Annotated in this window: 26 protein-coding genes; 4 read left to right on the forward strand and 22 right to left on the reverse strand. The window is 59.8% G+C overall.

Going from position 1 to position 25741, the window contains the following annotated elements; translation table 11 throughout:
• Positions 1 to 14 precede the first annotated feature (14 nt).
• The 4 genes from ACSQ16_RS13565 to ACSQ16_RS13580 all read left to right on the forward strand — a co-directional run bounded on the left by ACSQ16_RS13565 (position 15) and on the right by ACSQ16_RS13580 (position 5077).
• Complete coding sequence (locus ACSQ16_RS13565) at positions 15 to 1634, forward strand: peptide chain release factor 3 (protein ID WP_243263145.1); 1620 nt, start codon at positions 15 to 17, stop codon at positions 1632 to 1634.
• Positions 1635 to 1711: 77 nt separating this feature from the next.
• Positions 1712 to 2650: a glycosyltransferase family 2 protein gene (locus tag ACSQ16_RS13570; protein ID WP_243262765.1), complete on the forward strand. Its 939-nt coding sequence runs from the start codon at positions 1712 to 1714 to the stop codon at positions 2648 to 2650.
• Positions 2651 to 2799: 149 nt separating this feature from the next.
• Positions 2800 to 4311 (forward strand): DEAD/DEAH box helicase, encoded by a 1512-nt coding sequence (locus ACSQ16_RS13575; RefSeq protein WP_243262764.1) that lies wholly within the window; start codon positions 2800 to 2802, stop codon positions 4309 to 4311.
• Between the two features lie 103 nt (positions 4312 to 4414).
• Positions 4415 to 5077, forward strand: a complete 663-nt coding sequence (locus tag ACSQ16_RS13580; RefSeq protein ID WP_243262763.1) for a hypothetical protein — start codon at positions 4415 to 4417, stop codon at positions 5075 to 5077.
• On the opposite strand, the gene ACSQ16_RS13585 is transcribed toward ACSQ16_RS13580, so the two are convergent.
• From ACSQ16_RS13585 to ACSQ16_RS13690, 22 genes are all read right to left on the reverse strand, one after another.
• Entirely contained in the window at positions 5061 to 6728 is a 1668-nt protein-coding gene (locus ACSQ16_RS13585; protein WP_243262762.1) for a ribonuclease J, read from the reverse strand. The two genes, ACSQ16_RS13580 and ACSQ16_RS13585, sit on opposite strands and share 17 nt — an antisense overlap.
• Position 6729: 1 nt before the next feature.
• On the reverse strand, positions 6730 to 7506 hold the full coding sequence (locus ACSQ16_RS13590) for a type III pantothenate kinase (protein ID WP_243262761.1): 777 nt from the start codon (positions 7504 to 7506) through the stop codon (positions 6730 to 6732).
• A gap of 20 nt (positions 7507 to 7526) precedes the next feature.
• The gene (locus tag ACSQ16_RS13595) at positions 7527 to 8258 is read right to left on the reverse strand and encodes a biotin--[acetyl-CoA-carboxylase] ligase (protein ID WP_243262760.1); all 732 of its coding nucleotides are present in this window, start codon (positions 8256 to 8258) and stop codon (positions 7527 to 7529) included.
• A gap of 32 nt (positions 8259 to 8290) precedes the next feature.
• Positions 8291 to 9736 (reverse strand): NADH-quinone oxidoreductase subunit NuoN, encoded by a 1446-nt coding sequence (gene nuoN, locus ACSQ16_RS13600; RefSeq protein ID WP_243262759.1) that lies wholly within the window; start codon positions 9734 to 9736, stop codon positions 8291 to 8293.
• Positions 9737 to 9750: 14 nt separating this feature from the next.
• Positions 9751 to 11313, reverse strand: coding sequence for an NADH-quinone oxidoreductase subunit M (locus ACSQ16_RS13605; protein ID WP_243262758.1), 1563 nt, complete (start codon positions 11311 to 11313; stop codon positions 9751 to 9753).
• On the reverse strand, positions 11313 to 13445 hold the full coding sequence (gene nuoL, locus ACSQ16_RS13610) for an NADH-quinone oxidoreductase subunit L (RefSeq protein WP_243262757.1): 2133 nt from the start codon (positions 13443 to 13445) through the stop codon (positions 11313 to 11315). Before nuoL ends, ACSQ16_RS13605 begins: the two co-directional genes overlap by 1 nt.
• Positions 13446 to 13449: 4 nt before the next feature.
• Positions 13450 to 13755, reverse strand: a complete 306-nt coding sequence (nuoK, locus tag ACSQ16_RS13615; RefSeq protein ID WP_007119508.1) for an NADH-quinone oxidoreductase subunit NuoK — start codon at positions 13753 to 13755, stop codon at positions 13450 to 13452.
• A 260-nt stretch (positions 13756 to 14015) separates the two neighbouring features.
• The gene (locus ACSQ16_RS13620) at positions 14016 to 14618 is read right to left on the reverse strand and encodes an NADH-quinone oxidoreductase subunit J (RefSeq protein WP_093926558.1); all 603 of its coding nucleotides are present in this window, start codon (positions 14616 to 14618) and stop codon (positions 14016 to 14018) included.
• The gene (locus ACSQ16_RS13625; RefSeq protein WP_093926559.1) at positions 14615 to 15031 is read right to left on the reverse strand and encodes a carboxymuconolactone decarboxylase family protein; all 417 of its coding nucleotides are present in this window, start codon (positions 15029 to 15031) and stop codon (positions 14615 to 14617) included. Before ACSQ16_RS13625 ends, ACSQ16_RS13620 begins: the two co-directional genes overlap by 4 nt.
• Positions 15028 to 15522, reverse strand: coding sequence for an NADH-quinone oxidoreductase subunit NuoI (gene nuoI, locus ACSQ16_RS13630; RefSeq protein WP_067630640.1), 495 nt, complete (start codon positions 15520 to 15522; stop codon positions 15028 to 15030). The genes ACSQ16_RS13625 and nuoI overlap by 4 nt, the downstream gene beginning before the upstream one ends.
• Before the next feature lies 1 nt (position 15523).
• Entirely contained in the window at positions 15524 to 16564 is a 1041-nt protein-coding gene (nuoH, locus tag ACSQ16_RS13635) for an NADH-quinone oxidoreductase subunit NuoH (protein ID WP_093926560.1), read from the reverse strand.
• Positions 16565 to 16570: 6 nt separating this feature from the next.
• Complete coding sequence (locus ACSQ16_RS13640) at positions 16571 to 16942, reverse strand: hypothetical protein (protein ID WP_007119502.1); 372 nt, start codon at positions 16940 to 16942, stop codon at positions 16571 to 16573.
• 8 nt (positions 16943 to 16950) lie between these two features.
• Positions 16951 to 18966, reverse strand: a complete 2016-nt coding sequence (gene nuoG, locus ACSQ16_RS13645; RefSeq protein WP_243262756.1) for an NADH-quinone oxidoreductase subunit NuoG — start codon at positions 18964 to 18966, stop codon at positions 16951 to 16953.
• Between the two features lie 4 nt (positions 18967 to 18970).
• Complete coding sequence (locus tag ACSQ16_RS13650) at positions 18971 to 19381, reverse strand: DUF5333 domain-containing protein (protein ID WP_243262755.1); 411 nt, start codon at positions 19379 to 19381, stop codon at positions 18971 to 18973.
• A gap of 120 nt (positions 19382 to 19501) precedes the next feature.
• Positions 19502 to 19828, reverse strand: a complete 327-nt coding sequence (locus tag ACSQ16_RS13655) for a hypothetical protein (RefSeq protein ID WP_093926563.1) — start codon at positions 19826 to 19828, stop codon at positions 19502 to 19504.
• A 138-nt stretch (positions 19829 to 19966) separates the two neighbouring features.
• Positions 19967 to 21262, reverse strand: a complete 1296-nt coding sequence (nuoF, locus tag ACSQ16_RS13660; protein WP_243262754.1) for an NADH-quinone oxidoreductase subunit NuoF — start codon at positions 21260 to 21262, stop codon at positions 19967 to 19969.
• A 5-nt stretch (positions 21263 to 21267) separates the two neighbouring features.
• Positions 21268 to 21501, reverse strand: coding sequence for a DUF5337 domain-containing protein (locus ACSQ16_RS13665; protein WP_067263425.1), 234 nt, complete (start codon positions 21499 to 21501; stop codon positions 21268 to 21270).
• A gap of 16 nt (positions 21502 to 21517) precedes the next feature.
• Positions 21518 to 22315 (reverse strand): NADH:quinone oxidoreductase, encoded by a 798-nt coding sequence (locus ACSQ16_RS13670; protein ID WP_243262753.1) that lies wholly within the window; start codon positions 22313 to 22315, stop codon positions 21518 to 21520.
• Between the two features lie 92 nt (positions 22316 to 22407).
• A complete protein-coding gene (locus ACSQ16_RS13675) occupies positions 22408 to 23559 on the reverse strand; it encodes an NADH-quinone oxidoreductase subunit E (protein ID WP_243262752.1) in 1152 nt (383 codons plus the stop codon).
• 79 nt (positions 23560 to 23638) lie between these two features.
• A complete protein-coding gene (locus tag ACSQ16_RS13680; protein ID WP_243262751.1) occupies positions 23639 to 24883 on the reverse strand; it encodes an NADH-quinone oxidoreductase subunit D in 1245 nt (414 codons plus the stop codon).
• The gene (locus tag ACSQ16_RS13685) at positions 24883 to 25056 is read right to left on the reverse strand and encodes a hypothetical protein (protein WP_167360195.1); all 174 of its coding nucleotides are present in this window, start codon (positions 25054 to 25056) and stop codon (positions 24883 to 24885) included. Before ACSQ16_RS13685 ends, ACSQ16_RS13680 begins: the two co-directional genes overlap by 1 nt.
• A complete protein-coding gene (locus tag ACSQ16_RS13690) occupies positions 25056 to 25685 on the reverse strand; it encodes an NADH-quinone oxidoreductase subunit C (protein WP_243262750.1) in 630 nt (209 codons plus the stop codon). The genes ACSQ16_RS13685 and ACSQ16_RS13690 overlap by 1 nt, the downstream gene beginning before the upstream one ends.
• Positions 25686 to 25741 lie beyond the last annotated feature (56 nt).

The following is a 25741-nucleotide window of genomic DNA, read 5'->3' on the forward strand; positions in this document are numbered from 1 at the left end:
CCTATATGGGGCGGATGTTGGACACGCCGCAAAACCGCCCCGCCCTGCCCGCCGAGATCGCGCGCCGTCGCACCTTTGCGATCATCAGCCACCCTGACGCGGGCAAGACCACGCTAACTGAAAAGTTCCTGCTGTTCGGCGGGGCCATTCAGATGGCTGGCCAAGTGCGCGCCAAGGGCGAGGCACGGCGCACGCGCTCGGACTTTATGGCGATGGAAAAGGACCGGGGGATTTCGGTCTCGGCCTCGGCCATGTCGTTCGATTTCCACAGTGGCGACACCAACTACCGGTTCAACCTCGTCGACACACCTGGCCACTCGGACTTTTCCGAAGACACCTACCGAACGCTGACAGCCGTGGATGCCGCCGTGATGGTGATCGACGGCGCAAAGGGTGTGGAAAGCCAGACGCAGAAACTCTTTGAAGTCTGCCGGATGCGCGATCTGCCGATCCTGACCTTCTGTAACAAGATGGACCGCGAGAGCCGCGACACTTTTGAAATTATTGACGAAATCCAAGAGAACCTCGCCATTGACGTGACACCGGCAAGCTGGCCCATCGGCGTGGGCCGCGATTTCGTCGGTTGTTATGACATGCTGCGCGACCGTCTGGAACTGATGGACCGCGCCGACCGGAACCGTGTGGCTGACAGCATCAAGATCGAAGGTTTGGACGATCCCAAACTTGAACAGCACGTCCCCGCCGCCCTGCTGGAAAAGCTGCGCGAAGATTTGGAAATGGCGCGTGAACTGCTGCCGCCTCTGGACCTCAAAGCGATGCACGAAGGGACGCTGACGCCGATTTGGTTCGGCTCTGCCATCAACTCCTTCGGCGTGCGCGAGTTGATGGAGGGCATCGCCAAATACGGGCCGGAGCCACAGATCCAAGCCGCCACGCCGCGCCAGATTTTGCCAGAAGAAACAAAGGTTTCCGGCTTTGTCTTCAAGGTGCAGGCGAACATGGACCCGAAACACCGCGACCGTGTGGCCTTTGTCCGCCTCGCCTCGGGTCATTTCGAGCGCGGCATGAAAATGACCCATGTGCGCACGAAAAAACCGATGACAATCTCCAACCCTGTCATGTTCCTCGCCTCCGACCGCGAATTGGCCGAAGAGGCTTGGGCCGGTGACATCATCGGCATCCCCAACCACGGGCAGCTGCGCATCGGTGACACGCTGACCCAAGGCGAAGCGCTGCGCGTCAGCGGTATCCCCTCCTTCGCGCCGGAACTGCTGCAATCAGTACGTGCGGGCGATCCGTTGAAAGCGAAACATCTTGAGAAAGCGCTGATGCAATTTGCCGAAGAAGGTGCCGCGAAAGTGTTCAAGCCCTCCATCGGCTCGGGTTTTGTCGTGGGCGTTGTGGGCCAGTTGCAGTTTGAAGTGCTCGCCAGCCGGATCGAGTTGGAATACGGGCTGCCGGTGCGGTTTGAGCCGTCGCAATTCACCTCGGCTCGCTGGGTGAACGGCACGAAACAAGCCGTTGATAAGTTTACCGAAGCCAACAAACAGCACATCGCCCATGACCACGATGGAGACATCGTTTACTTGACCCGGCTGCAATGGGATATCGACCGGGTTGAGCGCGATTACCCGGATGTAAAGCTGACCGCGACCAAGGAAATGATGGTCTGACGCAACCCCTCGGCACAGGCAGAAAGCCTTGATTTCGCGGTCGATAATGGCATGCTGATCTCAGCCGGGGAGATGCAATGAAGACGACGACGACAAAATGGGGCCTTGTCGCCACGATCTTGGCCCCCGCAGATGAGATACGACGCTTTGCCGCCTACCACCTCGAAGCAGGGGCGCATCGGCTCTACCTTTATCTTGACGCTGAAAACCCCGACGCATTTGCATCCCTCAAGGCCCATCCAAAGATACGCGTGATCACCTGCGATGATGCCTATTGGCAAAAACTCTGCGGTAAGCGCCCGCAGAAACATCAGGTGCGCCAGAGCCATAATGCCACCCACGCCTATCACCGCGCGGATGACGTGGATTGGCTGATCCACATGGATGTCGACGAGTTTTTGGTCGCGGATCGCCCCGTGGGCGAGGTGTTGGCCGAGCTGCCAATGGAACAGAAAATTGCCCGCATCCGCCCGATGGAGGCGCTGTCGGGGGATGCCACGGCCTTCAAGGCCTTCATCCCGAACGGCCCGAAACGCGCGCAGATCGTGTCCGATCTCTATCCGACCTATGGCAATTATATCAAAGGCGGCTTTCTCAGCCATCTCGCCGGAAAGGTCTTTGCGCGGACCGGTATGGTTAGCATTCGGGTCCAGATCCACAACGTCTTTCAAGACGATGCGATCGTCGACGGGCCAGAGCAGCAGCCCGGCATTGATCTGGCGCATCTGCACACCAAAAGTTGGCCGGAGTGGCTGACCGCCTATCGCTACCGTTTGGAGAAAGGCTCTTACCGCGCTGATCTGGCGCCCAACAGGCCCCGTGACCGCGGTGGGCTGTCGATGCATGAACTCTTTTCAATGATCGAATCCGAAGGGGGCGAGCCGGGCCTGCGTGCCTTTTTTGATGAGGTCTGCGCCGACACCCCCGAGCTGCGGGCGGCTCTTAATGCCAAAGGTCTGCTGCGCCTCATCAATTTAAACCTTGATGCAAAGGTGTCGCGCCAATTCGCAAGTTAAGCGCCTGAGAGGTCAAGTGTTTGACGGCTGAGCCACAACTTGTTATGCGCTTTCGCAACATGCCGCGGCAAATGCCGCCCCTTGGGCCATTCGGGCCGGCTTGTATTGCTGCCGCGGGCCAAGTCAGTGTCCGCTCAACCCGGACGCACATGACAAAATTTACCGATCTAAACCTGAATGCCAAGGTCCTCAAAGCTATTGAAGAGGCTGGCTACGAATCGCCCACACCCATTCAAGCGGGCGCTATTCCCCCCGCTCTCGAAGGCCGCGACGTCTTGGGCATCGCTCAGACCGGCACCGGCAAGACCGCCAGCTTTACGCTGCCGATGCTTTCGCTGCTCGCCCGTGGCCGCGCTCGTGCGCGGATGCCGCGCAGCCTCGTGCTCTGCCCCACGCGGGAATTGGCAGCGCAGGTTGCTGAAAACTTCGATACCTACTCCAAGCACCTTAAGCTCACCAAAGCGCTGCTGATCGGCGGCGTGAGCTTTAAGGAGCAAGACAAGCTGATCGACAAGGGCGTCGACGTGCTGATCGCCACGCCGGGCCGCCTGCTGGACCATTTCGAGCGTGGCAAGCTGATCCTGTCTGACGTCAAAGTCATGGTCGTCGACGAAGCTGACCGGATGCTCGACATGGGCTTTATCCCGGACATTGAGCGCATCTTTGGCCTCACGCCTTTTACCCGCCAGACGCTGTTCTTCTCCGCCACCATGGCGCCCGAGATTGAGCGGATCACCAATACATTCCTCAGCAATCCCGAGCGGATCGAAGTGGCCCGTCAGGCGACAACAAGCGAGAATATCACCCAAGGCGTGGTGATGTTCAAAGCCTCTCGCAAGGACCGTGAAGCCACCGAAAAGCGCAAGCTGCTGCGGTTGCTGATCGACGCCGAAGGCGAAAAATGCACCAACGCGATCATCTTTTGCAATCGCAAGATGGATGTGGATACCGTCGCCAAGTCATTGAAAAAATACGGCTACGACGCGGCTCCTATTCACGGCGATCTGGATCAAAGCCAGCGGACCAAAACGTTGGAAGGCTTCCGCAACGGTGAGCTGCGCTTCCTTATTGCCTCTGACGTGGCGGCGCGCGGGCTTGATGTGCCAAGCGTGAGCCATGTGTTCAACTTCGACGTGCCCAGCCACGCCGAGGATTACGTGCACCGGATTGGTCGGACAGGCCGTGCCGGCCGCGATGGCAAAGCAATCATGATCTGCGTGCCACGCGACGAGAAGAATTTCGAAGACGTTGAGCGTCTGGTGCAAAAAGAGATCCCACGGCTGGAGAATCCGCTGCAAGCCGACGTGCCTGTCGCTGAAGAGGCCACCGCCGAAGCACCGGCCAAGACCGACGACAAGCCCAAGCGCACCCGCTCGCGCAGCCGCAAGTCCGACGCCCCGCGTGCCGAGAAGACCGCCGTCGAGAAACCAGCCGAGGACAAGCAGCCCCAAGCCGAAGCGCCCAAAGACCCGCCTAAGCCCGAGGCGCAGCCTGCGCCAATGCAGGACGAACGCAAAGCACAGCGTGGCGGCGGCAATAATGACAGAACCCCGCGTGGGCGGGGCCGGAACGACAAGCGCGGCGGCAATGACAACCGCGTTGTCGGTCTGGGCGATCACACGCCTGATTTCATCGGTTTGAGCTTTCGCGAACGGATCTGAACCAGCCCATTCGCTGGCATGAATTCGCCGCCGATCCCAGCCGGGATTGGCGGCTTTTTCGTCTGTGCTATGTGAGACTTAGACCATCTCTGATAGGACCATCATGCTGCGCCCTGCCCTTGCCACCCTTGCCCTCACTCTGACCGCCCTTCTGGCCACCCCCGCCAGCGCCGAGCGATGCCGCGCCGTGGTTAACGGGGCCGAAGTCGTCGTCGAAGCCGAGAATTTCGCCAATTTCGCGGATGAGGTCGGCACGCGTGAGCGGCTGATGAATTGGCCCGCACGGAAATGGAGCAGCCTTTGGGGCGCGCCGCCCGCTTGCAACAGCGGGGTGTTGTTCGACTATCTTGCAACCACAGTGCCGCTGGACCAGATCAACGGCTATTGCCTGACCGCCACAGCGGAGGACGGGCATTTTCTAATCCCGGGAGAGCGGAACTATCGTGGCTATTGTAAAAAGACGTTTTGCGAACGGGTGAACACGACCAAAGATGAGACCGTGGACATTAGCAAAAGCATTGCACGCTCTGCGGTGGACACACTTAGCCAGCCAGAAAACCTACGCGCTGTAGCGCATAAGTCTGGGGCGTTCATTCTGACCGGAGGGGCGTCGGCCCTAAGCGCCAATTTGGCGACCACAGGCACAACGCTGGCCACCGCGTTGTCGACCCCCGCCGCCCTTGCGGCCACGGGGGTAAGCGTGGTCGCGGTGGGCGGCGCGGTCTATATGTGCAGCGGTGGGGAGGAGGTCAGCTCAGACGGCTGACCACCACGGTGACTTCGGGCTTTTTGCCAATCTCGTCATAAGACGACTGACGCGCGACCTTTTTCAGGCCGTCGTTCAGCTTGTCATCATCCCGCAGCGTGGCGGCCTTTTGACGGTTCAGCCATTGGCTGAGGTCTTGCTCCAGCACATCCACCAGCGGCGCGTTCGACCGGCCTGTTTCGGGCAGGCCCATTAGATCGACCCATGGATCGCCCAAGGGCTCATCATCCGCGTCAAGGATCATCGTCACGGTCGCATGACCGTTCAACGCCATGCGAATACGGTCGCGGATCACCCCATCAAGGGCGCCGACCTGCACAGAACCGTCAAGGTACATGCGGCCCGTATCGACATGCTCAACCACTTTGGGTTTGTTGCCTGACAGGTCAATCATCATGCCGTTCACCGCCAGAACGCCGGTGATGCCCTTTGCATCGGCAATCTTCACGTGCTCGCGCAGGTGACGGTGCTCGCCGTGCATCGGGATCAGAACCTGCGGTTTGACAATGGCGTGCAGCGTTTCCAGATCGGGGCGGTTGGCGTGGCCCGAGACGTGGTAGAGGCCCGAGGAATCATCCACCACATCAACGCCCTTTTCAGAGAATTGGTTGATAATGCTGATGACGCCGCGCTCATTGCCCGGGATGGTCTTTGAGGAAAAGAGGAACAGATCGCCCTCTTTCAACTCGATGCCCTGATACTTCCCCCGTGCCAACTGCGCAGAGGCCGCGCGGCGTTCACCTTGGCTGCCGGTGACCAGCAGCATCAGGTTCTCGCGCGGGATGGCGCGGGCATTTTCGGGAGAGATGACCGGCGGGAAGTCTTTCATCACCCCGGTCTGAATTGAGGCTTCGACCATGCGGTTCATCGCCCGGCCCAGCAGTACAATCGATCGCCCTGCCCGTGCGCCGGCCTCTGCCAGTGTTTTTACCCGCGCCACGTTCGAGGCAAAGGTCGTCGCGATGACCATGCCTTCGGCGCTGCTGACCAGCTTTTCGATCTCGGGGCCAACGGTGGCTTCCGAACGGCCAGGGTGGCTGGAGAAGACATTGGTACTGTCGCAAACCAGCGCGTTGACCCCATCCTTGCAGACCTCGGCCCAAAGGGCGTCGTCAAAGGCTTCGCCAACGCCGGGCGTGCGGTCGATCTTAAAGTCACCCGAGTGGATCGTGCGCCCCTCGGGCGTGTCGATGACCATGGCAGAGGATTCAGGGATCGAATGCGAGATCGGCAGGAAGCCGACGGTGAAGGGGCCGGCTTTGATCTGCTCGGGCCACTTGCCCACCGTCGTGATCGCATCCTCTGGATGGCCATGCTCTGACATCTTGCGACGCGCGATGTTCGCGGTAAAGGCACGCGCATAGATCGGTGCCTTGAGCGCCTCATAGGAATGGGCGACCGCACCGATGTGGTCTTCGTGGGCGTGGGTGATGAAGATCGCTTCGATCTGATCGCGCCGTTTCTTCAGCCATGTGATGTCAGGCAGGATCAGGTCCACGCCTGGGGTGCTGTCCATATCCGGAAAAGCGACACCAAGGTCGACGACGATCAGCCGCTCTTTGCCGGGTTTGCCGTAGCCGTAGACATAGGCGTTCATGCCAATTTCACCCGCCCCACCGAGGGGCAGATAGATAAATCGTTCGCTGCTCATATTATTCAGCTTTGTCCTTATTATAATCGTGGATCACGGTCAGCCCGTGCATCGTGAGTTCATCTTGATAATCATCGAACAGGTCGACTGCCTGCTGAAACAGCGGTGCCAGACCCCCCGTGGCAATAACGCGCATGGGTCTCGCACGTTCCGCCCTTATCCGCTCACATATCTCACGAACCAGTCCGACATAACCCCAAAAGACACCGGACTGCATGCAGGCCACCGTATTCGTGCCGATGACGTTCTGCGGCTTTGATATATCGATATGCGGGAGAGCTGCGGCAGCGTTATGCAGCGCCTCAAGGCTGAGGTTCACCCCCGGTGCAATCACACCCCCGATATAGGCCCCATCATCGGCCACGACGTCAAAGGTTGTGGCAGTGCCAAAGTCCACGACGATCAGATCACCGCCATAGAGGTCAAAGCCCGCCACAGTGTTCACCAACCGGTCCGGCCCCACCTGCGTGCCCGCATCGACGCGCACGTCAATCGGCAGGTCGCAGCCCGGTTTGCCCACCACGAAGGGCCGGGTGTTAAAGTAGCGATCGGCGAGAACGCGCAGGTTAAACACCACGCGTGGCACGGTGGAGCTGATAATCATATCGGTGATATCAGCCTCGATATTTCGCAACCGAATTAGCGTGTTAAGCCAAACGTAATATTGATCCGCCGTGCGTTTCCAATCGGTCGAGGTGCGCCAAGTGGCGATGAACTCTTTCCCGTCCCAGATCGAGAAAACCGTGTTGGTGTTGCCGCAATCAATTGCCAGAAGCATGGTGCCTCCCTCCCCCGAATTTAGAAAAACACGTCCGCTGCGGTGATGGGCACCGCGCCGTCGCGGGTGCGCAGGATCAGATTGCCTGCGCTGTCTACATCTTCGAAAACGCCGGTGATCTCATCGCGCATCGTGCGGGCGGTGATGACCTCTCCCAACCGCGCGGCATGGGCAAGCCATGCGCTGCGGATCGTGGCGAAACCATAAGTGGTGAATTGATCTTCCAGACCGGCATATTCTTGCGCAAGGATGTTAAGGAAGTCTTCGGCGGCCACATTGGCCCCCGCCTCGCGCAGCGTTACAGCAGGCAAGGCGCGTGCCTCAAGCGTACTCGCCTCCGGTGCATGGGCAAGGTTCACGCCGATCCCAATCGCGAGATGATCGCCGACGCTTTCCAGAAGGATCCCTGCCACCTTGCCACCGCGCAGCAGCACGTCATTCGGCCATTTCAACGCAAAGGCATCCTCGCGACCGGTCACCGCAACAAAGGCGCGGAAGAGCGCCAGCGACGTCACGAAGGACCGCAGCGCGGCAACGCCCGGTGGCTCCTTGCGGGGCATCATCAAAGTGGCCGCGAAATTGCCGCGCGGGGTGGTCCAGCTTCGACCCCGCCGGCCCCGGGCGGCGGTCTGTTCCAACGCCAGAATCCAAGTCGGCGCGGTCAGCTCTTGCTGTAACCGCGCCGCCTCTGAGAGGGTGGAATCAAGCGTGTCATAGACGCGCCGCCCATAGCCTTCCGGCCAAGGAATCATGCGGTGGTCCGGCCCGTCTTGCGCCGCACCGCTCAGTTCACCAGTGACGCCGCGGCCGAGGCGGCCATGCCTTCGACACCGAACATATTCGCGATACCGACGATCATGATGACGGCAGAGGCCATCAACACCACAGTCAGCACGCCACCGTTCTGGTGATCCAGTGTGTCAGAACGCTCTTCGCCAAAGTACATGTAGAAGACGATCCGCAGGTAGTAATAAGCGCCGATCACACTGGCGATCACGCCCGCCACCGCGAGCCATGCCATATTGGCGTCATAGGCCGCGCGCAGGACATAGAACTTGCCGAAGAAACCCAGCATCGGCGGCACACCGGCAAGGCTGAACAGCAGCACCAGCATCGCCAGCGCCCGGCCCGGATTGGTCTTGGCATACATGTTGAGCATGGTGATATCGGTCACCGGCGCGCCGTCTTTCTGCATCAGCAGAATAAAGGCGAAGGTCCCGAGGTTCATCGTCACATAAATCGCCATATAGACCAGCATCGCCTGCACGCCAAAGGCCGTGCCCGCAGCCAAGCCCATCAGCGCATAGCCCATGTGGGCAATCGACGAAAAGGCCATCAGACGTTTGATGTTGGTCTGGCCGATCGCGGCGACAGAGCCAAAGAACATCGACAGCACCGACAGCAGCGCCACGATCTGGCTCCAGTCGCTGACGATTTGGCCGAAGGCGTCATGCATCACCCGTGCGAACAGACCCATAGCGGCGACCTTGGGCGCGGTGGCAAAGAAGGCCGCAATCGGGGTCGGCGCGCCCTCATAGACGTCCGGTGTCCACATGTGGAAGGGCACGGCGGAGACTTTGAAAGCGAGGCCCGAGATCAGGAATACCAGACCAAAGAGCAGCCCCAGCGAGGTTTCCCCGGTTTGCGCGGTGGTAATGATTCCAGCGAAAGCCGTGGTCCCAGCGTAGCCATAGACAAGCGATGCACCGTAAAGCAGCAGACCCGAACTGAGTGCGCCAAGCACAAAATACTTCAGGCCCGCTTCGGTCGATTTGACCGAGTCGCGGCGGAGCGAGGCGACAACGTAAAGCGCAAGGGATTGCAATTCCAACCCCATGTACAGCGCCATCAAGTCGCCCGCGCTGACCATCACCATCATGCCGACAACCGCCAGCGAGACCAGAATGGGATACTCAAACCGCAGCAAACCGCGCAGTTTCATATAGCTTTCCGACATAACCAACACAGCCGCCGCCGACAGCAGGATCGCCACTTTGGCAAAGCGCGCGAAACTGTCGTCGATGAACATGCCGTGGAAGGCGATGTTGGTGGAGCCGTCACCCGACATGGCCACCCAACCGGCCAGCAGTACCATCACCACCGCGGTCACCCAGACGAGCACCCCGGCGGCCTTGTCTTTCGACGTATAGACCGCGCCAAGAAGGCCAAGCAGGGCAAACCCCGCAAGCACAATCTCGGGCAGAATGATGTTCAGATCAGCGGAAATCATGCGCCAAGTCCTTCTTAATGCGAGGCATCGGCGGTCTGCACAGCGGCCTCTGCCGCCTCCAGCGCCATGTCGTAATTGTCAACGAGAGCAGCCACCGACGGCCCGATCATATCCAGCACCAGTGCCGGGTAGACGCCCAGGATCAGGGTCATCGCCACCAGCGGGGCAATGATCCATTTCTCACGCGCGGTCATATCGGTAATCGCTTTAAGGCTTTCCTTGATCAGGTCGCCCATCACCACGCGGCGATAGAGCCAGAGTGCATAGGCCGCCGAGAAGATCACCCCTGTGGTCGCCACAGCCGCCACCCAAGTGTTCACTTGGAAGGTGGCCATCAGCGTCAGGAATTCACCCACGAACCCAGATGTGCCCGGCAGGCCCACGTTCGCCATGGTGAAGAACATGAAGACCATTGCATAGGCCGGCATCCGGTTCACCAGACCACCGTAGGCATCGATCTCACGGGTGTGCATACGGTCATAGATCACGCCAACGCTAAGGAAGAGCGCGCCAGAGATGAAGCCGTGGCTAATCATCTGGAAGATCGCACCATCGATGCCTTGCTGGTTGGCAGCAAAGATACCCATGGTCACGAAACCCATATGCGCGACCGAGGAATAGGCGATCAGCTTTTTCATGTCCTGCTGCACCAGCGCCACCAGCGAGGTATAGACGATGGCGATGGCCGACATCCACAAGATCAGCGGCGTCATTACCTCTGCGCCCACGGGGAACATCGGCAGGCTGAACCGCAGGAAGCCGTAGCCGCCCATTTTCAGCAAGATCGCCGCAAGCACGACGGAACCGGCTGTAGGCGCCTGAACGTGGGCGTCGGGCAGCCATGTGTGGACCGGCCACATCGGCATCTTAACTGCAAAGCTGGCAAAGAAGGCGAGGAACATCAGTGTTTGCATGCCGCCGACGACTTGGATGCCCAGAAGCTCAAAGCTTTCGGAACCGAAGTTATGGGTGAGCAGGCTGATCTCGCAGCCGCCGATGCAGGTGGTGCCCGCCTCAGTAAACATTGCCACCATCGCCACCAGCATCAGCACCGAGCCGAGGAAGGTGTAAAGGAAGAACTTAAAGCTCGCGTAGATACGCTCTTTCCCGCCCCAGATGCCGATGATCAGGAACATCGGGATCAGACCCGCTTCGAAGAAGAGGTAGAAGAGCACCAGATCCAGCGCCATGAATACGCCGAGCATCAGCGTCTCCAAGAGCAGAAAGGCGATCATGTATTCCTTGACGCGGTGCTCGACGTTCCAGCTTGCCGCGATGACCAGCGGCATCATGAAGGTCGTGAGCATCACGAAAAGGATCGAGATACCGTCAACGCCGAGGCGGTATTTTAGGCCCAGCAGCCAGTCGGCCTCATCCACGAATTGGAAGTCGGTGTTGGCGGGGTCGAACTCGAACAACACAAAAAGCGAGATCAGGAAGGTGACCGTTGTGGTGATGAAGGCCAGCCATTTCGCATTGCGCCCGGCGGCGGCATCGTCGCCCCGCAGGAAGACCGCAAGGATCAACGCAGCAAAGGCCGGGACGAAAGTGATGATTGAAAGCAGATGCGTATCCATCAGTTCGCTCCTCCGCTCATCGTCATCCATGTCACCAGAACGGCGATCCCGATCACCATCGCGAAGGCGTAGGTGAAGATATAACCCGTCTGTGCCTTACCCGCGAGGCGGGTGAAGAAGGGGATGATCCCCATGGCGATGCCGTTCAGCGTGCCGTCGATCACAGTGCCATCGCCGCGCTTCCACAGGAACCGGCCGATCGTCTTGGCGGGACGCACGAAAATCACGTCGTAGACCTCATCAAAGTACCATTTATTTTTCAGGAACAGGTAAAGCGGGCGTTGGTTGGCCGCCAGCCGTCCCGGCACGCTGGGGCTCCAGATATAGAACCACAGCGCCATGACCAGACCAGCCAGCATCGCAATGAAGGGCGAAACCTTGACCCATGTCGGAGCGGCATGGGCATCGTCCAGCACATGGTTGTCCGGCGCGAAGTACAGCGCCCCCTCGCCCGGCGCACCGCCAAAGCTTTCGTGATGCGCGCCCGCGTCTTGATGGCCTTCGACCAGCGCCTCGGCTCCGTCGTCGCCATCGACCGGACCCGTGGCGCCATGATCCTCCTCGGCCCCTTCGACATGAGCGTCGCCGCCTTCGGCCATTTCAGCCATCGGGATGCCGTAGAATTTGCCGACTTGATCGGCATGACCAAAGAAGCTGCCATACCAGACCATCCCGGCAAAGACCGACCCGAGCGCCAAAACACCAAGCGGGATCAGCATGACCATCGGGCTTTCATGCGCGTGTTCATGCGTATGTTTGTTGCCACGTGGCTCGCCAAAGAATGTGAGGAAGATCAGACGCCAGCTGTAGAAGCTTGTCATCGCAGCGGCGATCACCAGCAGCCAGAAGCCATACATTGAGCCACCACCCCAGGCGCTTTCGATGATCGCGTCTTTCGACAGGAAGCCCGCGAAACCGATATGCGTTAGCGGAATGCCGACCCCGGTGATCGCCAGCGTGCCGATCATCATCGCCCAGAAGGTATAGGGGATCTTTTTGCGCAGACCGCCGTAGTTGGTCATGTCTTGCTCATGGTGCATCGCATGGATGACCGAGCCCGCGCCCAAGAAGAGCATCGCCTTGAAGAATGCGTGTGTGAAGAGGTGGAACATCGCCGCCGAATACATGCCCACACCTGCGGCCACGAACATATAGCCAAGCTGCGACATGGTCGAATAGGCGATGACGCGTTTGATGTCGGTTTGCACCAAGCCAATGGTCGCCGCGACAAAGGCGGTGGTGGCGCCGATCACGGTGACGAAACCCATCGCCTCGGGCGCGAATTCCATCACCGGCGACATGCGGCAGACGAGGAAGACACCCGCGGTCACCATGGTCGCCGCGTGGATCAGAGCCGACACAGGTGTCGGACCTTCCATCGCGTCGGGCAGCCAAGTGTGCAGGAACAATTGCGCCGATTTACCCATCGCGCCGAGGAAGAGCAGGAAGGCGATCAGGTTCGCCGCGTTCCAATCGTTCCACAGGAAAGTCACCGTCTGCTCAGCCAAATCGGGTGCTGCGGCAAAGATATCGTCAAAGCGGATCGAATCCGTCAGCATATAGAGGCCGAAGATGCCCAGCAGGAAGGCAAAGTCCCCCACCCGGTTGACGACAAAGGCTTTCATCGCCGCGGCATTGGCAGAAGGCTTGCGGAAGTAGAAACCGATCAGCAGGTAGGAAGCGACACCGACGCCCTCCCAACCAAAGAACATCTGCACGAGGTTGTCGGCTGTCACCAGCATCAACATCGCGAAGGTAAAGAAGGACAGGTAGGCGAAGAACCGGGGGCGATAGCTTTCGTTATCGCGGAAGTTCTCGTCATGGGCCATGTAGCCGAAGGAATAGAGGTGTACGAGGCTCGACACCGTGGTAATGACGATCAGCATGATCGCGGTCAGACGGTCCAGGCGGATCGCCCAATCCGTGCTCAGCGTGCCGCTTTCGATAAAGCGCAAAATCTGAATCTGCTCGGTCGGGCCGTCCAGCGTTAGGAAAACCACCCAAGACAGGAAGGCGGCAAGAAATAGCAGCCCCGTGGCGACCCACTGGGCGGCCTTCTCACCGATGATCTTCCAGCCGAAACCGCAGAGGATGGCACCCAGCAGCGGGGCGAATAGGATCGTGGTTTCCATTGCCTCAGCCCTTCATCACGTTGACATCTTCCACCGCGATCGAGCCACGGTTGCGGAAGAAACAGACCAGAATGGCGAGGCCGATGGCAGCCTCCGCCGCAGCGACGGTGAGCACGAAGAGCGTGAAGACCTGCCCCGTCAAATCACCAAGGAAACTGGAGAAAGCAACGAGGTTGATGTTCACCGCGAGCAGCATCAATTCGATGCTCATCAGCAGAATGATCACGTTCTTGCGATTCAGGAATAGCCCGAAGATGCCGATGACAAACAGCGTCGCCGCTACCGTCAGGTAATGCTCAAGTCCGATCATGTCGTCCCTTACGTTCCCGCCCCTTAATGGGCTTTGGTCGCGCCCCATTTGATGGGGCTTTTAGTATCACTTTGCCCCGGCTGCCACCGGGATTGCCGGGTTTTAGCCGATAAAGCTGTAGCCGCCGAAAAACACGACGATCAACACCACGACAAGTACCACGATTGTTGTTCTCGACATTTCGACGTCCCTTTTCTCTCTTGGTTCAGCCGTTCTCTTTCAAAGAGAACGGCCACGGAATTCTTAAAAAATTCCGCTTGTTACAGGCCCTGCCCCGACTTCACGTCGCGCAGCTCCATCGCTTTGGCCGGGTCGCGCATCATCTGGGCCACCACGTCTTGGCGCTTCACGTCCTTGCGGTGACGCAATGTCAGCACGATCGCCCCGATCATCGCCACCAGCAGGATCAGACCCGCCAGTTGGAACAGCAGGAAGTAGCGATCATAGAGCAACAAGCCGAGCGCTTCGGTGTTGAAACGGGTGGGATCAATGGCATTGGCGCGCAGGCTCTCGGCCGCTTCGCTCTGCTCCCATGCGCCAAAGGCCATGACGAATTGCATCAAGATCACCAGAGCGATCAACAGCGCCAGCGGCATATACCGCGCCATCTCGGCCTTAAGCTCGGCGAAATCTACGTCGAGCATCATGACCACGAAGAGGAAAAGCACCGCCACCGCGCCGACATAGACGATGACCAGCAGCATCGCCACGAACTCCGCGCCGAGCAGAACGAAGAGCCCCGCCGCCGAGAGGAAGGACAGGATCAGCCAAAGCACCGAATGCACCGGGTTGCGGCTGATCACCGTGAACAGTCCGCCGGTGATGACGCTGATCGCGAAGAGGTAAAATGAAAAGACCGTCATGCGCCGTCTTCCTTCTTGGTATCTTTTTCTTCGTCTAAGACCGATTGCGCCAGTTCCAACGCCCGGGTCATCGCGGGAAGCCCGGCAAAGACCGACATCTGGCTGATCGTCTCGACGATATGTTGCTTTGTGGCCCCGGCCTCGCGCGCGTGGCGCACGGTTTGGCGGAGGGCCATATCATTCTGCGCGCCCTGCATGGTCAGCCCCGCCAGGGTCAAAAGCAGCCGCGTCCGCGCGTCCAGCCCGCCCTTATTCACCGTGTCGCCGAACCAGAAATCCATCATTTCCTTCGGCATGGTGCCCATCATCGCCTCGAACCCTTTTGGCGAAAAAGCATCCATCGCTGGAAAGGCTTTCGCCATTTCCTGCGCCTGCTTCATCATCGCATCAAAAGGGTTCTTGGGATCACTCATCTGTAGGGTGCGTCCATTTCGAGGTTGCGGGCAATCTCGGCTTCCCAGCGTTCGCCGTTGTCCAGCAGTTTCGCCTTGTCGTAGTAAAGCTCTTCGCGGGTCTCGGTCGAGAATTCGAAGTTCGGGCCTTCAACAATGGCATCCACTGGGCAGGCTTCCTGGCAGAAACCGCAGTAGATGCATTTGGTCATGTCGATGTCATAGCGCGTGGTGCGGCGGCTGCCGTCTTCGCGGGCTTCGGCGTCGATTGTGATGGCCTGCGCGGGGCAGATCGCTTCGCACAGTTTGCACGCGATGCAGCGCTCTTCACCATTGGGATATCGGCGCAACGCATGCTCCCCACGGAAACGGGGCGACAGTGGCCCCTTCTCATGCGGGTAGTTCAGCGTTGTTTTCGGCGCAAAGAAATAGCGCATCCCCAGCATGAACGCCTTGGCGTAGTCTGCCAGCAGGAAGTATTTCGCGGCACGGGTGTAGTCAGTCGTCGCCATATCAGCCCCCTACGGTCCAGCGGGCGTAGATGCCCCAGAACCAATCGAATTTTGCAGCGAATGCCACGAAGACCACCCAGAACAGCGAGAACGGCAGGAAGACTTTCCAACCCAGCCGCATCAGCTGGTCATAGCGGTAGCGCGGCGTAATTGCCTTCACCATGGCGAACATGAAGAAGACCATCAGCATCTTGATGAACATCCAGAAGAAGCCATCGGGCAGGAACGGCACCGGTGACAGCCAGCCACCGAAGAACATCAGCGACACCAGCGCGCACATCAGCACCACGGCCACCAATTCGCCGATCATAAAGAGCAGGAAGGGGGTCGAAGAATATTCCACCTGATAGCCCGCCACCAGTTCTGATTCCGCTTCCGGCAGATCGAACGGCGGGCGGTTGGTTTCCGCCAGCGCCGAGATGAAGAACAGGATCAACATTGGGAAGTGCGGCAGGAAGTACCAGTTGAACAGACCCCAGTCGCCATCCTGTGCCGCCACGATGGACGAGAAGTTCATCGACCCGGTCGAGAGGATCACGCCGATGATGATCAGGCCAATCGAAACCTCATAGGAAATCATCTGCGCGGCAGAACGCAGTGAACCAAGGAAGGGGTATTTTGAGTTCGAGGCCCAACCGCCCATGATCACGCCGTAAACCTCAAGCGAGGAGACGGCGAAGACATAGAGGATCGCCACGTTGATGTCCGACAGGATCCAGCCTTCGTTGAAAGGGATCACCGCCCAAGCGATCATCGCCATGACAAAGGAAATCATTGGCGCAAGGAAAAAGACCCCCTTGTCCGCGCCCGCCGGAACCACCACTTCTTTAACGATATATTTGAGGAAGTCGGCAAAACTTTGAAGCAGGCCGAAGACGCCCACAACGTTGGGGCCACGGCGCATCATCACGGCGGCCCAGATCTTGCGGTCGGCATACATGAGGAAGGCAAGCGCCAGCAGCAACGGCACCACCAGCAGCAACACCTGCCCAACCGTCAGCAGGCCGATGCCCAGATAGGTGTTGTAAAAGAAATCAGCCATAAGTCCTCACACCGTCGGAATGCCGCGTTCCGCGCATTGAAACGCGGTCACTTCGGCATCAATTGTCTTCAAGCCTTTCGGCAGGCTCGGCGAGATTGTGTAAACAGCATCTGCCCGCCATATGCCACCCTCTTCGGTGACATTTGTCCGCACATGACGTGCAAAACCGTAGCCCCGGATCAACGTATACTGCGCTGCAGCACATTCGGCGTAATCCGACACGTCTTGGTTCGACAACGCCTTAGTCATGGCCACGTTGAACTGCACCAAATCACCGTCCAAAAGCTGGGTTTCCACCCCCTTGTAGTCGGGGATAAAATCCTCGGCTACCGGCACCTGCGGTTCGCAGGCGGCCAGCAGCATCAAGGGGGCCAGCATCATGGCTCTCACTCCGCCGCCATCGGCTCGGACCGGCGCGCGGCGGCCAGAGCCGAAAGTTCCGCCATCAACTGGCTGGCCCGCGCGATCGGGTTGGAGAGATAGAAGTCGCGTACCGCAGGCGCGAAAGAGGCATCGCCCAGCTTACCGGCAGGCAGCGCGATCCATTCGTTTTCCGGCACCTCATCGACATTCGCCAGATGCGGCACGGCCTCGGTCAGCTTGCGGCGCAGCTGCGCGATGGAATCATAGCCCAACTGCGCGCCCAGCTCAGCCGAGAGCGCCCGGAGAATCGCCCAGTTTTCCTTGGCCTGACCCGGCGCAAATCCAGCACGTTGCGCCAATTGCGGACGGCCTTCGGTGTTGACGAACAGACCCGGCTCTTCGGTATAGGCCGCACCCGGCAGGATGATGTCGGCGCGGTGCGCGCCGCGGTCGCCATGGCTGCCTTGGTAGATCACGAAAGGACCGGCACCGATTTCGACCTCATCCGCGCCAAGGTTATAGATCACCTCCGCCGCGTTCACGTCGTCCATGCCATTTTCAGCCGTGGCACCGATGTCCATCGCGCCGACGCGCGACGCTGCGGTGTGCAGGACCATCAGCTTGCTCTTGGTTTTCTCGGCCAGTTCCATCGCCTTCGCCAGCACTGCTTCGCCATCGGCTTCGCGCAGCGCGCCTTGGCCGACAACGATCACCGAAGGCTGCTCTAGCACTTCGTCGAAATCACTGCCCATTAGTTTGTCGAGGGTCGCGCGGTCGTTGCCCAGATGGTGATGCGGGTAGGTCAGATCCGCGGCTTCGCCGATCAGGCCAATCTCTGCCCCATTGCTCCACGCCTTGCGGATGCGCGCGTTCAGCACTGGCGCTTCAACCGCTGGGTTACAGCCGATCAGTTGGATCATCTTGGCGCTATCAAGGTCTTCGATCCGCGCGTTGCCGACATAACCGAAACGATTGCCTGCAGGCAGCTTTGCCCCATCGGTGCGGCATTCGACGACACCGCCCTGCCCTTCGATCAATTGCTTAAGTGCAAAGGCGGCTTCGACCGACGCCAGATCACCAACGAGACCGGCCAGTTTCTTGCCCTTCATCGCAGCCGCCGCGGCATTCAGCGCCTCGGGCCAGCTGGCTTTGCGCAGTTTACCATTCTCACGGATGTAGGGCGTGTCCAAACGCTGACGGCGCAGGCCGTCCCAAACAAAGCGCGTCTTGTCGGAAATCCACTCTTCGTTCACGCCGTCATGGTTGCGTGGCAGGAAGCGCATGACTTCGCGGCCTTTGGTATCGACCCGGATGTTGGAGCCTAGCGCATCCATCACGTCGATGCTCTCGGTCTTGCTGAGTTCCCACGGACGCGCGGTGAAGGCGTAGGGCTTGGAGACCAGCGCGCCGACGGGGCAAAGATCAATGATATTGCCCGACAGGTTGCTATCGATCAGCGAGCCCAGATAGGTCGTGATCTCGGCATCTTCGCCCCGGCCTGTCTGCCCCATGACGTGCTGTCCCGCGACCTCAGTCGTGAAGCGCACGCAGCGGGTGCAGGAAATGCAGCGGGTCATGTGAGTCTCAACCAGCGGGCCAAGATCAAGGTCTTCGGTCGCCCGCTTGGGCTCGCGGTAGCGCGAGAAGTCGACGCCGTAGGCCATCGCCTGATCCTGAAGATCGCATTCACCGCCCTGATCGCAGATCGGGCAATCCAGCGGGTGGTTGATGAGCAGGAACTCCATCACGCCCTCGCGGGCCTTTTTGACCATGGGCGAATTGGTTTTCACAACCGGCGGCTGGCCCTCGGGACCGGGGCGCAGGTCGCGTACCTGCATGGCGCAGGAGGCGGCGGGCTTGGGCGGCCCGCCGACGACTTCAACAAGACACATCCGGCAGTTACCGGCGATCGACAGACGCTCGTGGTAACAGAAGCGCGGCACCTCGATGCCAACCTGCTCGCAGGCCTGAATGAGCGTCATCGCCCCTTCGACTTCGACTTCCTTACCGTCGATGATGATCTTGCGGATATCGCTCATAAGCTCACTTTGCCTTCAGTAACGAGCCGATCCGGCTCGATTTTTGAATCTCTTCGCGTCCAAGCGCACAATAGCTTTGCGGGTCCGAAGTATCGACCCCCTTCGCCTTGAAAAACGCGGCCCCGCGCGCTTTCATCCGTGCTTTTTCGGCGTCACTATCGATATAGGCGTCGATCTCGGCGTCGGAGTAGCCCAGATCGCCAGCCTTGCCCTTCAAATCCCATGCCATCTTGATCGCGCGCAGCATCCGCGCGCTGATGTCGGGGCAGTTTTTGCGGATGATGTCGGCCACGCCAATATCCAACAGCGCGTCATCAATCGCGGCCACGTCACGCAATGGCGGCTTGGCGGCGACCGGTGTCACGGTGGCGGCGGTCAGGCTCAGGCCCATCACGGCGATCATCAGGGTGCGCATATCAATTCTCCTTCATGCAGCGGGCCGGAACGGCCCGTCTGACAGATGGAGTTCGGGGTGCGTGATATTCAATATCACCGCCCGCACAGGCCGTGGCCCCGCGATATGTCGCCGACGCAATCACTGTGGGCAGCGACCCTGAAAGGTTACCGCACCACCATCAAGCCGCAACGTACCTGTTGGCGCGTCGGGGCCAAAGGTCCATTCGATGTCCGAGTTGCCGTAGTTGCCGACGCAGTATTTCACCGCTTCATAACGTGCCGCCGCGCGGGCACCGTCAATCGACTTGCCGGCATCTTTGACGGTCACTTGAAACACATCGCGCTGGCCATCGACCTTGCGCAGTTTGGTGCTGAAATAGTGACCGTCAAAAGCCACACGCTCACCATCATTGGCACAGCCCGCCAGCAGGGCGCTTACCGTCAAAAGCGTCAAAGCATATTTCATAGACCTACTCCGCTGCGCCCCGCGCCCGGCCTTGCCGAACGCTTCGCGCCTGTTATGGAACGGACGCGTCAAACGCGCGCCCGCTATCGCCCCTACTGCGCCAAGCGTCAAGCCACCGGCCCGGCGCATTGCACAGTTTTACTCCGCCGCGACCGCGCTGACACGGCCTGTGCGCTTGTGTTTGATCCGGTCTTCGATTTCGTCCCGGAAGTGACGGATCAAACCTTGGATCGGCCAAGCCGCCGCATCGCCAAGCGCGCAGATCGTGTGGCCTTCGACCTGTTTGGTCACGTCGAGCAGCATGTCGATCTCTTCGGGTTCTGCATCGCCGGAAACCAGACGGTCCATCACGCGCATCATCCAGCCGGTGCCTTCGCGGCAGGGCGTACACTGGCCGCAGCTTTCGTGCTTGTAGAACTTCGACAGCCGCCAGATCGCTTTGATCACGTCGGTCGAGTTGTCCATCACGATCACCGCCGCCGTGCCGAGGCCGGAGCGCTGTTCGCGCAGATAATCAAAATCCATGATCGCGTCGCGCATGTCTTTGCCGGGGATCAGCGGCACCGAAGAGCCGCCAGGGATCACGGCCTTGAGGTTGTCCCAACCGCCGCGAATGCCGCCGCAATGTTTTTCGATCAACTCTTCAAACCCGATGCTCATCGCCTCTTCAACAACGCAGGGGTTGTTGACGTGGCCCGAGATTGCAAAGAGCTTGGTGCCAGCGTTATTCGCGCGGCCAAAGCCCGCGAACCACTCCGGCCCACGGCGCAGGATGGTCGGCACCACGGCGATGGATTCGACGTTGTTCACCGTGGTCGGGCAGCCATAGAGGCCCGCGCCCGCAGGGAACGGCGGCTTCATCCGGGGCATGCCCTTCTTGCCTTCGAGGCTTTCCAGCAGCGCGGTTTCTTCGCCGCAAATGTAAGCCCCTGCCCCATGGTGCAGATAGATATCGAAGTCCCAGCCGGATTTGGAGGCGTTTTTGCCCACCAGACCGGCCTCATAGGCTTCATCAATCGCGGTCTGAAGCGCCTCACGCTCGCGGATGTATTCGCCGCGCAGGTAGATATAGCAGGCGTGGGCGTTCATCGCGAAGGAGGCGATCAGGCAGCCTTCGATCAGCGTATGCGGATCATGACGCATAATCTCGCGGTCTTTGCAGGTGCCCGGCTCGGATTCGTCGGCGTTGACCACCAGATAGGCCGGGCGCCCGTCGCTTTCCTTGGGCATGAAGGACCATTTCAGCCCCGTCGGGAAGCCCGCCCCGCCCCGGCCCCGCAGGCCAGAGGCTTTCATCTGGTCGACGATCCAATCGCGGCCCTTTTGAATGATCCCGGCCGTGCCATCCCAATGACCGCGCGACTGCGCGCCTTTCAGGGTGCGGTCATGCATGCCGTAGATATTGGTAAAAATGCGGTCTTTGTCCTGAAGCATGATGCCTACCTTTGGTTCTCACGGCTGGCCCGGCGGGCCTGCCACATTTGATATATCACGACCATCGCCCAGAAAAGCGCGGCCAGTGCAGCAAAGTCGAAGAGCAGCGCATAACGCCCCGGCAGGCCAAGCGCCGGGCCCGCCCATTGCATGGCCAGCCACAAGCACATGGTCACAGCAATGACCAGCCCTGCGGTGCGGCCCTTGCGGGCAAGCGCTCTGTCTTCGGCTTCGCTCATGTCTCTCGTCGCTCCGTCAGACCCCGGCCTTGCCGTCATTGGCAAGGGCTTTGGCCTGACCGATCCAATCGTCACGTTGAATGCGGCCCTTGAACCGCAAACGGGAATCGACCCATTCAATTTCATCGCCCTGAAGGGCTGCAATCTGATCGAAATGGTAGATGCCCAATTCATTCAGAGTCTGTTCCAACTTCGGCCCGATGCCACCAATACGCTTGAGGTCATCCGCTCCGCCCGCACGCGGCGCGTCCAGCAGTGCCGGTTTGCCTTCGGTCGATCGGCTATCGGTGGCGGCCACTCGTGCGGGTTCGGCCTCTGACAGCTCGGCTGGCGCTTCGACGACCTGTGTCGGGCTCTCTACGGCGACAGGTGCTTCCTCCGCTTCGACGACCGCTTCGGGCGCGGCCTCAACCGCGGCGGTATCGGCTACGGGCGCAGTCGGCTCCTGCTCCGGTGTTTCCTCGGCGGGTTCTACCGGCGCACTGGCCTTGCGTGCCGCTCCGATGCCGGCGTCGCCCGCTGGCACGTTGCCCACAGCCGATGAAATGCTGCCCGAAGCGGTGGACGCGCCTGCGACCGATGCCGCTGCCGCACTGCGCGTGGTATCCTGAGGGGCTGCCGCAGGCACATCTTTGCACAGCAGAGTCATCGCCAGATAGCCCACGATCACCGCCACCAGCACACCGGCCAGGATCGACATCAACAGCCCCCAAATGCCGAAGGCCAACAACAAGAATGCCACCAGCAAACCGACACCAGCACCCAGCCACCAGCAGCGCTTGGTGCAGGCTTCTCGTTCCGAAATATCCGTCATGACTGTCCTTCTCTCCCTTGATGCGGGCGATGCGGCTTATGGCTCTGCGGGGTGGTGTGGGTGCCGTCCTTGGCCCGTTGTTAATCTCCGTCCTATTCTTCTGCGAGGCGCGCGGCCTGCTCTACCCAAGTGTCGCGGCTGACGCGGCCTTTGAACCCTTCGAGGTTCTGGTCGACCCAAGCGACCTCCTCCGGGCCCCATTGGGCGATCTGGTCAAAGTGGTAAAAGCCCATGCCGTTGAGCATCTGCTCCAGCTTCGGGCCGACGCCTTTGATCTTTTTGAGATCATCCGCCCCGCCCTCACGCGGGCCATCCAACTGCGCAGGCTTTTGACCGGAGGCTGCGGGGGCGCTGGTTTCGGCCTTTGCCGCATCGGCACTCTCGCCCTTGGGGTCACGTTTGGAGCGCGGCTTGCTCTTTGACGTGGCTTCGGCTTCCTGCTCGGTCACGCCGGTCTTATCAGCGCTTTCTCCCTTGGCGGGACGCGGCTCTTCAGCTTCGACCTCCTCAACCGTCTCAGCCTCCGGAGCGTCCGGCTTGCGCTGCCAGGGGGTCAGCAGCGGCACTTCAGTGCCGTCGATCCGCTTGACGGTATCGCCGATGTCCACCGCAGCCTGCGCGCTGGCGTTATACTGCGTGCGCCCGCTTTCGTGATCCGTGAGGCTGGTCAACCCGCCCAGAGGCTCGGAGGCATAGCGCCCGTTCTGCGGGCCGGGCACGGGCACGCGCCCGTCGCTCAACTCATCAAGGATTTCGTTCAACCGCGCGGTAGTCAGGTCTTCGTAATAGTCCTTGCCAATCTGTGCCATGGGCGCATTGGAACAAGCGCCAAGGCATTCGACCTCTTCCCAAGAAAAGCGCCCATCCGCTGACAGCTCATGGGGTTTATTGGCGATGCGCTCTTTGCAGACGGCGACCAGATCTTCGGCCCCGCAGATCATGCAGGACGTGGTGCCACAAACTTGGATATGCGCAACGGAACCAACAGGTTGCAGTTGGAACATGAAGTAGAATGTAGCGACTTCCAGACCGCGGATATAGGCCATGCCCAGCATTTCCGAGACATGCTCGATCGCCGGACGGGTCAACCAGCCCTCTTGCTCCTGCGCGCGCCACAGCAGTGGAATGATCGCGCTGGCCTGACGGCCTTCGGGGTATTTGGTGATCTGCGCTTCGGCCCATTCTTGGTTGGCGGGCGTGAAGGCAAAACTGTCGGGCTGGTCAGGGTGTAGACGGCGGAGCATTAGTTCGAACCTATGGTCAGGCGGAGGCCAATGATGCCTCCGGCGTAAATTTCTTCAAAACGGAGCGATGGGACCGGCATCACCGGTCAATCTCTCCAAAGACGACGTCCATCGTACCGATGATCGCGGCCACATCGGCAAGCTGGTGACCGCTGGCCACATGATCCATCGCCTGCAAGTGCAAGAAGCCCGGTGCACGGATTTTGGAGCGGTAAGGTTTGTTGGACCCATCCGCCACAAGGTAGACGCCGAACTCGCCCTTCGGCGCTTCGACCGCGCAGTACACTTCGCCCTCGGGCACGTGGAAGCCTTCGGTGTAAAGCTTGAAGTGGTGGATCAGGCTTTCCATGTCTGTCTTCATCGCGGTGCGCGATGGCGGGGTGATCTTGCCACGGGCAAGGATATCGCCCTGCCCCTCGGGGGCGCGCAGTTTTTCGATCGCCTGCTGGATGATGTATGTCGACTGGCGCATCTCTTCCATGCGGCAGAGGTAGCGGTCAAAGCAGTCGCCGTTCTTGCCCACGGGGATTTGGAAGTCGAATTCATCGTAGCATTCATAGGGTTGCGAACGACGCAGATCCCAAGCTAACCCGGAACCGCGCACCATGACACCGCTGAAGCCGTAATCGAGAATTTCCTGCTCGGACACGATGCCGATGTCGACGTTCCGCTGTTTGAAGATCCGGTTTTCGGTCAGCAGCTCATCAATATCGACCATGAATTTGGTCAGGAATTGATCGCACCAAGCTTCGATATCGTCGAGCAGCGCTGGCGGCAGGTCTTGGTGTACACCGCCGGGGCGGAAATAGGCCGCGTGCAGGCGTGCGCCACAGGCCCGCTCGTAAAAGATCATCAGGCTTTCACGCTCTTCAAAACCCCAAAGCGGCGGCGTCAGCGCGCCCACGTCGAGGGCCTGCGTGGTGATGTTCAAAAGGTGGTTCAGGATGCGGCCAATTTCGCAGAACAGCACACGGATCAGCGAGGCGCGGCGTGGCACAACGGTGCCGGTCAGCTTTTCAATCGCCAGACACCAAGCGTGCTCTTGGTTCATCGGGGCCACGTAATCCAACCGGTCGAAATACGGTAGGTTTTGCAGATAGGTGCGGCTTTCCATCAGCTTTTCGGTGCCACGGTGCAACAAGCCGATATGCGGATCGCACCGTTCCACAACCTCGCCGTCAAGCTCCAACACCAGACGCAAAACACCATGCGCGGCAGGGTGTTGCGGGCCGAAGTTGATGTTGAAGTTGCGGATTTTCTGCTCGCCGGACTCAAAGTCGGTCGACCCGTCGTCAAAGGCTTTTGTGCGAATGTCGCCGTCCATTACCGTTTCTCCAGTTCTTGCAGCTTCATGCCCATCCACCACAGCAGGGCGATTGTGCCCAGCGGGATCAGACAGGCCGCCGCCCAGTATTTGTTAATGCCAAAGAACGGCAGCAGTTTGACCATTGGAATGGCCGTCAGTGCCGAGAGGATCAGCCAGCCAAACCCGCCCATTACTTCGCGTCCTTGCTCACATTGCCATCGGGCGCGGATTTGTCGTCGCCGGGCAGAATGTAATCGGCCCCTTCCCAGGGCGACATAAAGTCGAACTGGCGGTATTCCTGCACAAGGCTGACGGGCTCATAGACCACGCGCTTGGCGCCTTCGTCATAGCGCACCTCGGTATAGCCGGTGGTCGGGAAATCCTTGCGCAGCGGGTGCCCGCGAAAGCCATAGTCGGTCAGGATGCGGCGCAGGTCCGGGTGGCCGGAAAAGAGAATGCCAAACATGTCAAAGACTTCACGCTCGAACCAATCGGCACTGGGGTGCACGCCTGTGATTGACGGCACCATATCCTTTTCCCGCGCGGTAGCGCGCAGGCGGATGCGGTGGTTTTGGTACATCGACAGGAAGTGGTAAACCACGTCGAACCGCTTCGCCCGGCCGGGATAGTCCACCGCCGTGATGTCGACCAAGGTCGAGAAACGGCAGGTTGGGTCGCCCTTGAGGAACTCAACAAGGCCCGCGATATTCGCCAGCGCCACGGACATGTTCAACTCACCCTTGGTGACATCCCATCCCAGCACACAATCGGGCCGCTTGGCTTCGATATAGGCCCCAAGTTCCTGCAGTTGTTCGCTCATCGCAAATCTTCCTTCCACGCGCCGATCAACGCCATCTCACTGTCCCGCGCCTTTGG

Origin of the sequence: Sulfitobacter sp. SH24 (assembly GCF_965641895.1) — a bacterium.
GTDB lineage: Bacteria > Pseudomonadota > Alphaproteobacteria > Rhodobacterales > Rhodobacteraceae > Sulfitobacter > Sulfitobacter dubius.